The organism is Terriglobales bacterium (genome assembly GCA_035454605.1).
Taxonomy (GTDB): Bacteria; Acidobacteriota; Terriglobia; order Terriglobales; family Acidobacteriaceae; genus DATMAB01.
Genome location: DATIGQ010000118.1, coordinates 1 through 8,499, shown reverse-complemented (window position 1 = coordinate 8,499; position 8,499 = coordinate 1). Strand labels below are relative to the sequence as shown.

Below are 8,499 nucleotides of genomic sequence, written 5' to 3'. Positions count from 1 at the left end.
GCCCGCGCCGCGCAATCCCTCGACGCAGCCCACCCACTGCACAGCGCCGGTGACCTGGCGGATGAGCGCGTCGCGGGCAGCGTCCGGTGAAGTCGTAAGTGCGGCATCCACGTTATTCACCACCGGGACGGCTGGTGTCGAGAAGTTCAGTGCGCGCAGATCCGTGGCCAGGCGGTCCTGGGCCGGCTGCATGAGCGCGCAATGGAAGGGCGCGGAAACCGGCAGCATGACGGCACGCTTGGCGCCGCGCTGTTTGGCGAGTTCGGAAGCGCGCTCGACCGCGGCCTTGTCGCCGGAAATGACGATCTGATCCGGCGAGTTGATGTTGGCCGGGGAGACCACCTCGCCCTGCGCGGCTTCCTCGCACACCTGTTGCAGCGCCGCGAGCGACATTCCCAGAACAGCGGCCATGGCGCCCTTGCCGGCCGGCACCGCCTCCTGCATGTAGCGACCGCGATTGCGCACGGTTCGCACGGCGTCAGCAAAGGAGAGGGTTCCGGCGGCGACGTGCGCCGAGTACTCTCCCAGGCTGTGTCCCGCGACCAGAGCGGGGCGCACACCTTTCTCCGCCAGCACGCGCAGAGCCGCAACCGAAACCGTAAGAATGGCGGGCTGTGTGGTCTCGGTCATGCGCAGCTTTTCTTCCGGGCCTTCCCAACAGAGAGTGGAGAGCGCGTAACCCAGAGCGTCGTCGGCCTCCGCGAACGTCTGCCGGACCACGGGATGACGTTCGGCCAGGTCCTTGCCCATGCCGACTTGCTGCGACCCCTGGCCCGGAAAGAGGAAGGCGATGCGCCGGTTCAGGCTCAATGGGTCACCGCGGTCTTGCCTGCCATGGCGGCAATTTCGCGTTCGATTCGTGCATTGACGCCGCCGCTGACGAATTCCGCCGCCACGCGGATGGCGTTCTTGATGGCGTTATTGTTGGAGGAGCCGTGGGTGATGATGCAGGCGCCCTTCACGCCCAGCAGGGGCGCGCCGCCGTACTCGGCGTGGTCCAGCCGCCGGCGGAAGTCCTCGAAAGCGCGGCGGGAGAGCAGGTAGCCGACTTTGGAGGCAACGGTGGATTCCAGGGACTGACGCAACATGGAGCGCACCATCTGTCCCACACCCTCAGAGATTTTCAGCGCCACGTTGCCGGTGAAGCCGTCGCAGACCATGACGTCCACGCTGCCGCGGAACAGGTCGCGGCCCTCCACGTTGCCCACGAAGTGCAGCGGGAGCCGTTTCAGCAGCGGCAGGGTTTCGCGGGTGAGCTCGTTGCCCTTGACCTCCTCTTCGCCGATGGAGAGCAGGCCGACCCGCGGCTTGCGCCTGCCAAGGATCACACGCGCGTAGGTTTCACCCATGATGGCGAATTGGACCAGGTTGTGGGGCTTGGAGTCGACGTTGGCGCCCACGTCGAGCAGCAAGGCCGCGTGGCCCGCTTCGGTTGGGAAGGCTCCTGCCAGCGCCGGACGGTCCACGCCGGGCAGCGCGCCCAGCACCACCTTGGCCAGCGCCATGGCGGCTCCGGTGTTGCCGGCGGTGACAAAGCCGGCTGCCTTGCCATCACGCACCAGGCGGAGGCCCACCCGCATGGAGGTATCGCGCTTGGCGCGCACCGCCTTGGAGGCCTTTTCTTCCATGGTGATGACTTCGGAGGCGTGCACTACCTCGATGGGCATTCTTACTGCGGCCGGATGCAGAGCCAGTTCGGCTCGCAGGCGTTCTTCCTGGCCCACCAGCAGGACGCGCACGTCGAACTGGCGGACAGCGAGGATGGCGCCTTCAACTTCCGGTTTCGGCGCCCGGTCCGAGCCCATCGCATCGACAGCTATGACGGTCGGCATCGCCGGTGGCTAGGCAAGGGCGAGAAGCTACTCGGCCTTGATCTCCAGCACTTCGCGGCCCTTGTAATAGCCGCACTTGGGGCAGGCGCGGTGAGGCATCTTGCGCTCGTGGCAGTTGGGACACTCGGAGAGCGAGTGCGCGGAGAGAAAGTCGTGCGCGCGCCGCTTGCTGGAGCGCGATTTGGAATGCCGCCGTTTCGGATTGGCCATGGCAAAAACCCTCAGTTGGTCGGGGGCTGTAGCTCCCCGGTGTCAGCAATCTAGTCCAGCTTGCGCCGGATCTCTTCCAGCGCCGCCCAGCGAGAGTCCGGAGGAGGTTCCGGGCAATCGCAGCGCTCCAGGTTCAGGTTGCGCCCGCAGCGCGGGCACAGTCCCTTGCATCCCTCCGAGCACATCGAACGGGCGGGCAGGGAGAGCAGAATCTGCTCCCGCACCACGTCTTCCAGCAGCAGGCCCTCGCCCCGGTAGTAGCCGATCTCGGTTTCCGCCTCGCTGATGGAAACCTCCGGGGCGCGGAAATCTGCGCCCGTGGGGCGGTACAGCAGGTCGAAGCTGCCCGCCAGGGCGTGCTCCACCGGCTCCAGGCAGCGGGCACAGCGCGTCCCGATCCGCACCGCATACTTGCCTACGACGCGAATGTCCTGGACGGGCTTCTGCCGGCCGTGGTGCTCTTCCACCAGTTCGGCGCGACCGGAAGTTTCCAGCAGCCCCTGCTGGGCCAGTTCTGGTCCCAGGTCGATGGCGCCCGGCTGGAAACCCTCCTGAAACACGAGTTCCTGGACTTCCAAATCTGGAATGCGGATAAGCATGTGGAATCCAGGCAGCTCGGTGAAGGCCTTCCGCTAGAGTGAAAGACCCGTTCCAAGCAGGGCAGATTTCAAGAATAAAGGTCTGCGTTGCGCGGTGTCAACCAGTGCAGGTGCAGACTCACTGCAGCGCGCTGGTGCAGGCGGTGCCTCCGCCGGGATCGAACATGATGACCGTGAGTTGGTTGGAACAGAATCCGCGCACGCCAGTTTGCCCCGGTGCCGCCGGCACCCCGGTAACGTCATAGGTGTAGGCCGGCGTCCCGGTCACGTTGATGATGGCAAAGTCGTAGCCGGTTTTTCGGCAAGGCTGGGCGGCGCAGCCCAGAACCCAATCCAGCAGGCCGGCGGCGTTGGCGCTCACCGGCGTGCCCGGGGGCGGCAGCGAGAGCTTGGTGAGCGAATCGGCGTAGCCGATCCAGGGATAGTTGATGGCGTAGGTAGTCTGGGCGGTGTTGATACCCCGCATCGATGCCACTGCCGAGGCTTCGTTGGCGGAGATGCGCGAGCGCAGCAGATTCGGGATGGCAATGGCCGCGATGATCAGGATGATGGCCACCACAATCAGGAGCTCAATCAGTGAAAACCCGCGTTGTTTTCGCATGGCCTGCCCGTTCAAGTCCGATAGGACTGGATTTCGGCGACACCTGGGGAGGGTACAACCCAATCTTGGGAACATCGACAGCGTTCGCATCGACCGCAGCGCTGGCTCGATCGACTCACCCCTTCCCCCTCGGCGGGCGGAGATGGCAGCGATGTTCAGGGAGGACCTGACTATAGCATACTGGGCCGACATCGCAACAGGCAAACCCCGGCCCAAGGCGTACTTCAGGCCATGTCCGGCAGGCGGTTACCGGGCAGCCTTAGGTAACCGCAGGCAGGGCGGCTGATACACTCGGGCTGTGCTCGAAGGCTTCGCTACCGCGGAAGGAACTACCCGCTACCACGACCGCTTCCCGTCCTTGTCCGATGCGGGCCACTTCCGCCGCCCGGAAGCCGTTCCCGGGGCAGGGGAGCTCCGGGTCTCCTCGCTGGGGTTAGGCACCTACCTGGGCGAGCCCGACGCCGAAACCGACCGGCGCTACACGGAAGCGATTGAGCAGGCCCTGCTCTCCGGCATCAACCTGCTGGACACCGCGATCAATTACCGGCACCAGCGTTCGGAGCGCAATCTGGGCGCGGCTCTGGCGAAACTCGTCGCGGAGCAGCGCCTCCGCCGCGACGAGGTGCTGGTTTGTACCAAGGCGGGCTACCTGTCCTTGGACGGTGAGATGCCCGCCGACCCGCGAGCCTATTTCGCGCGCGAGTATCTGGACCGTGGCGTGTTTCGCATCTCCGACGTCGCCGGCGGCATGCACTGCATGGCTCCCGGCTATCTTGCCGACCAACTGGAGCGCAGCCGCCGCAACCTGGGCCTGGCCACCATCGACGTCTTTTACCTGCACAACCCGGAGTCACAATTGGGCGCCGTCGACGCCGCCACCTTCCGCCAGCGGCTGAGAGACGCGTTCCTCATGCTGGAAGAGGCCGTACGCGCCGGAAGCATCCGCTACTACGGTTGCGCCACCTGGAATGCCTTCCGTCTGCCGCCGGGAGAGCACGGCAGCATGAGCCTGGCTGAGACCGTGGAGATCGCGCGCGAAGCCGCGGGGGAGGGGCACCACTTCCGCTTCGTCCAGATGCCGTTCAATTTGGCCATGGTCGAGGCCTGGGCATTTCGCAACCAGCGCGACGGCGACAAAGCAATGTCCCTGTTGGAGCTGGCGCAGCAGCTCGGTGTGGCGGTTGTGGGTAGCGCCTCCCTGCACCAGGGACAACTCACCGCCGGCCTGCCGGAGTCTTTGGTTCGCAGCCTGGGCGCTGCGGACGACACCCAGGCCGCCCTCCAGTTTGCCCGTTCCGCACCCGGCCTTCTGGCGGCGCTCATCGGCATGAGCGCGAAGGAGCACGTGACGGCCAACCTGCAGGTCGCACTACAGCCGCCGATTTCCGCCGAAAAGTGGCAGAGCCTCTTCCGCGAAGAAGCAGAATAGAGCCCGTACTTTCCGGCTTTCATCCCGCGCCGAGGGACCTCGGCTTTGCGTTTCGATTCTGTGGGAGGGTCGAGAACCAGCCCTACGGTTGCGTCACCAGCTCCAACCGCGAGGACGCAATCTGCCCCGCCGGCCCGTTGGGATCTTCGATCTTGATCTGCTGATAGAGCCGGATAGCTTCCGCCGGTTGGCTTTCCTCGTAAATGCCCGCCAGCTCGAGCTGTACTAAAGCCTTGGGCACGGCCGGCGTAGGGTGATCGATGAGTTCCTTGTAGACCTTGATGGCATCGGCGTCGCGGCCCTGGCCGTGATACATGGCCGCCGTGGCCAGCCGCGCCAGTGGCGCCAGGTCCTTGCTGCGCGAACCCGCCACCGTCGCCAGTTCTTTCTCGGCGGTGGCCGTGTCCCCGAGCTCCGCCGCGGTCACGCCCGCCAGGTAATGGGCAATCTCCGCCGTGCGCGTGAAGCGGTATTTCTCGGCGATCTCACGGAATTTCTTCTCCGCCGCCTGCGCGCGCTCCTTGGCCGTGGGAAACGTCTCCACGCCGGGCGCGTTGGGATCGGCGGCCCCCAGCGGCGCCGAAAGCGTGCGCACCGCCGCGCCCAGTTCCTCGCTGGCCTTGCCGTCCAGGTGGCGCAGATACAGCCAGCCTCCCAGCGCTGCGGCCAGCAACACGCCGGCGACGCTCGAGGCGATGACGATGGTCTTGCGGTGCACCACCGTCCAGTGCAGCGTTTCCGCCGCCGCCTCGGCAAACTTGTCTTGCTTCAGTTGATGTCGTGTGTACCGGGCCACGAATGTCCTTGGGGATGTTTCAGTGACTCAGAATGGAAAGAGCTCAAGAGGGTCAGTCTAACAGGCAGTTTTCGACGGCGTCAAAAGCTCACGCCTGCCGCAGCTTCCCCTGCCGTCTTGCGCTGGTGAAGGACGCTTCCACTGCGAACCATCCCAACGGCAGCAGGACCGCCTGCCAAAGCATCAGGTTGGTCCAAACTCCCAGCAGCGATGCCGGAGGCGCGCCGTTGTAACACAAGCGCACGGCATCCGCCAGATAGCGGAACGGGGAGAGCAGCGAGAGGTTGCTTAGTCCTTCGGGCAGCGTCGCCAGGGGGAAGAGCGCGCCGCTGAGCACGATGCCCGCACCCAGCAACAGCATGGCCGCAGCCAGCACGCGGCGTCCGGCCACGGCGGCGGCGCCGCACAGCAGCGCCAGCGGCAGCACCGTGGCAAAGCCCAGAGCCACGCTGACCACGGTGGCCAGGGTCTCCCATCCGGCGGGCACGACACCGGCCAACGCCATCAGGCAGAAGGCGAAAACGGCGCGCAGCAACATGGCAGTCGCGGGATATGCGCCCAGGCCGATCACCAGGTCGGCAGGCGAGGCGGGCGTGAGCGCGTAGGCTTCCAGGTCGCCTGTGGCTCGTGCGCGCGCGATCGCGAAGGCAGTGGCAGCGGCAGCGCCGGCGGTGGTCAGCACCAGCACCAGGGCCGGCGCGGCATACACAAAATAGCTGGCGGCGCCGCCCACCGGCCGTTGCCAAAGTGTGGAAAGCTGCCACAGGACGCCGACAAACATGGCGGACTCGAGCGCGTACCGGCCCAGGGCAAACAGAGGCGAGGAGCGGGCGCGTGATTCGCGTCGCGAGAAGGCTTGCGCCACCTCCAGCACGCGCGGCATGCAGCGCTACCTTCCCACCGCGGTGTGTATGGCGACGGCCGGCTTGCGCGGCGGCGTGGCATGCAGCAGGCGGCCCTGGTCGAGGAGCAGGGAGCGGTCGCAGAGATTGCGAATCTCTTCCGGGTTGTGCGAGACCAGCAGCACCGCGGCGCCACTGGAGTGCGCCGTCTGGCGGATGAGATCGGCGACGCGCCCGGCGAACTCGGCGTCCACGCTGCGCGTGGGCTCATCGAGCAGCAGGACGCGCGGGTCAGCGAGGAATGCGCGCGCCAGCGACATGCGCCGCCGCTGCCCGCTGCCCAGCGATGCGTAGGTATCGTCGGCACGTTCCGCCAGGCCTACGCCATCGAGAGCGTAATAGATGTCCGGCGGGCCGATGTAGCGGCCGCTTAGCGCGGCAAAAAATTTCAGGTTCTCGCGCAGTGTCGCCCGCGGCTCAAAACCGGTGTCCAGCGGGAGCACCGCGCCGATCTTGCGCCGCACCGCCGCGGCGTGTTCCACCACGTCCAGCCCGCAGACCGAAACTTCGCCGGAATCCGGCAGGTCGAGTGTGGCCAGCACGCGCAGCAGCGTGGACTTGCCGCTGCCGTTGGGACCGACCAGGCCCACGATCTCGCCCGGCTCCACCGTGAGTGAGATCTGCCGCAGCGCCTGCATACGCTCCGCCGAACGCCGCCCTCCCAACCACGAGCCCGGCATCGGACGTTCCGCTGCGGGATACGATTTCGAGAGGTTTTTGACCTCGATGGCGGACATGGCTGGCACGCGAACGGCTCCTCATCAGGGGAGCGACATCTGGTTAGATGCCGGAGGAGGACACAAAGTCTAGCACGGCTGCGGTCCGGCAGCATCTCGCGGTGTGACGAAGTGCTCGGGCTACTTTGTGGTCTTGCCCGGTCCCCACAACGCGCGCCCAGGGAGCGCGCCGGTGTGCTCGCCGTCTTGGATGACCTGCACACCGTTCACGAACACCTGCCGAACACCGACCGCGTACTGTTGCGGCTTCTCGTAGGTGGCGCGATCGGCGACCGTCTGCGGGTCGAACACCACGACATCGGCGAACATGCCCGGCTTCAGGAACCCGCGCCGGTCGAGTCCCAGGTTGGTGGCGGGCAGGCCGCTCAGCCGGTGTACGGCTTCTTCCAGCGGAATGAGCTTTTCCTCGCGCACGTACTTGCCCAGCAGCCGCACAAAGTTCCCGTAGGCGCGAGGATGCGGATTGGACTTCAGAAACACGCCTTCGGGCGCGGTGGAGCCTTCATCCGAACCGAACGAAACCCACGGCAAACGTATCTGCTTGCGCACGTTGTCTTCGGACATGAGGAAGTACACCGTGTCCACACGCGACTGGTCCTCGACCACCAGGTCCATCATGACTTCGACCGGGTCCTTGCCGTGCATCTTCGCCACTTCCGCGAGCGACTTGCCGGTGAGCGGCTTCAGCTTGTCGTTCTTGAAGCCCACCAGCAGGATGCGCTCCGGCGAACCCGCCGCGAGATAAAGGTTCTCCCACTGGTCGCTGGGTGTGCGGATCTCTTCCGCAATCTTCTTGCGCAACTCGGGATCCTGCAGGCGCTTGAACCAGGCCTCGTTGCCGCCGGACTGAGCCCACGGCGGCATGGCGGCGTTCAGGCCGGTGGCGCCCGCGGTGTAGGTGTACATGTCGGCGGTGATCTTCAAGCCGTCGGCGCGGGCACGGTTCACCATGGCGATGACCTGATCCATCTTCGGCCAGTTCTTCTCGCCGCCCGCCTTCAGGTGATAGATCTCGGCGGGCAGCCCGGCTTCCCGGCTGATGCGGATCAGCTCCTCCACCGCCTCGATCAGCCGGTTGCCTTCGCTGCGCATGTGCGAGATGTACTTGCCCTTATATTGCGCGGCAACTTTGCACAACTCGATCAGCTCTTCCGTCGAAGCGTAGAACGCGGGCGCGTAGATGAGCGACGACCCGATGCCCAGCGCGCCGTCTTCCATCTCGCGCCGCACCAGCTCGCGCATCTGATCGAGCTGCTGAGGCGTGGGCTTCTTGTCCTCCAGGCCGATGACGTATTCGCGAATGGTGGTGGCTCCCACGTAGGAAGCTACGTTCTGCGCCACGCCTTTCTTCTCCAGGTAGCGTAGGTAATCGCCCAGGGTGGTCCACACAATG

The 8,499-nt window shown here is 65.8% G+C and carries 10 protein-coding genes; 1 reads left to right on the top strand and 9 read right to left on the bottom strand.

What is annotated here, in order from left to right; translation table 11 throughout:
• The 5 genes from fabD to VLE48_08240 all read right to left on the bottom strand — a co-directional run.
• Positions 1-810: ACP S-malonyltransferase (fabD, locus tag VLE48_08260; GenBank protein ID HSA92989.1), on the bottom strand; the 810-nt coding region annotated here is incomplete at its 3' end.
• Positions 807-1,832 (bottom strand): phosphate acyltransferase PlsX, encoded by a 1,026-nt coding sequence (plsX, locus tag VLE48_08255; protein ID HSA92988.1) that lies wholly within the window; start codon positions 1,830-1,832, stop codon positions 807-809. The genes plsX and fabD, both read right to left, overlap by 4 nt.
• 27 nt (positions 1,833-1,859) lie before the next feature.
• The gene (gene rpmF, locus VLE48_08250; GenBank protein HSA92987.1) at positions 1,860-2,042 is read right to left on the bottom strand and encodes a 50S ribosomal protein L32; all 183 of its coding nucleotides are present in this window, start codon (positions 2,040-2,042) and stop codon (positions 1,860-1,862) included.
• 50 nt (positions 2,043-2,092) lie between these two features.
• Entirely contained in the window at positions 2,093-2,641 is a 549-nt protein-coding gene (locus VLE48_08245; GenBank protein ID HSA92986.1) for a DUF177 domain-containing protein, read from the bottom strand.
• A gap of 118 nt (positions 2,642-2,759) precedes the next feature.
• Complete coding sequence (locus tag VLE48_08240) at positions 2,760-3,242, bottom strand: prepilin-type N-terminal cleavage/methylation domain-containing protein (protein HSA92985.1); 483 nt, start codon at positions 3,240-3,242, stop codon at positions 2,760-2,762.
• Between the two features lie 298 nt (positions 3,243-3,540).
• Here VLE48_08240 and VLE48_08235 point away from each other — a divergent pair, with 298 nt between their 5' ends.
• On the top strand, positions 3,541-4,671 hold the full coding sequence (locus VLE48_08235) for an aldo/keto reductase (protein ID HSA92984.1): 1,131 nt from the start codon (positions 3,541-3,543) through the stop codon (positions 4,669-4,671).
• Positions 4,672-4,753: 82 nt separating this feature from the next.
• Here the strand turns inward: VLE48_08235 and VLE48_08230 are convergent, their stop codons facing one another.
• The 4 genes from VLE48_08230 to VLE48_08215 all read right to left on the bottom strand — a co-directional run.
• Complete coding sequence (locus VLE48_08230; GenBank protein ID HSA92983.1) at positions 4,754-5,467, bottom strand: hypothetical protein; 714 nt, start codon at positions 5,465-5,467, stop codon at positions 4,754-4,756.
• 88 nt (positions 5,468-5,555) lie between these two features.
• The gene (locus VLE48_08225) at positions 5,556-6,350 is read right to left on the bottom strand and encodes an ABC transporter permease (GenBank protein HSA92982.1); all 795 of its coding nucleotides are present in this window, start codon (positions 6,348-6,350) and stop codon (positions 5,556-5,558) included.
• A gap of 6 nt (positions 6,351-6,356) precedes the next feature.
• Complete coding sequence (locus tag VLE48_08220; protein HSA92981.1) at positions 6,357-7,106, bottom strand: ABC transporter ATP-binding protein; 750 nt, start codon at positions 7,104-7,106, stop codon at positions 6,357-6,359.
• 120 nt (positions 7,107-7,226) lie between these two features.
• Positions 7,227-8,499 (bottom strand): amidohydrolase family protein (locus VLE48_08215; GenBank protein HSA92980.1); only part of this gene is annotated, 1,273 nt, incomplete at its 5' end.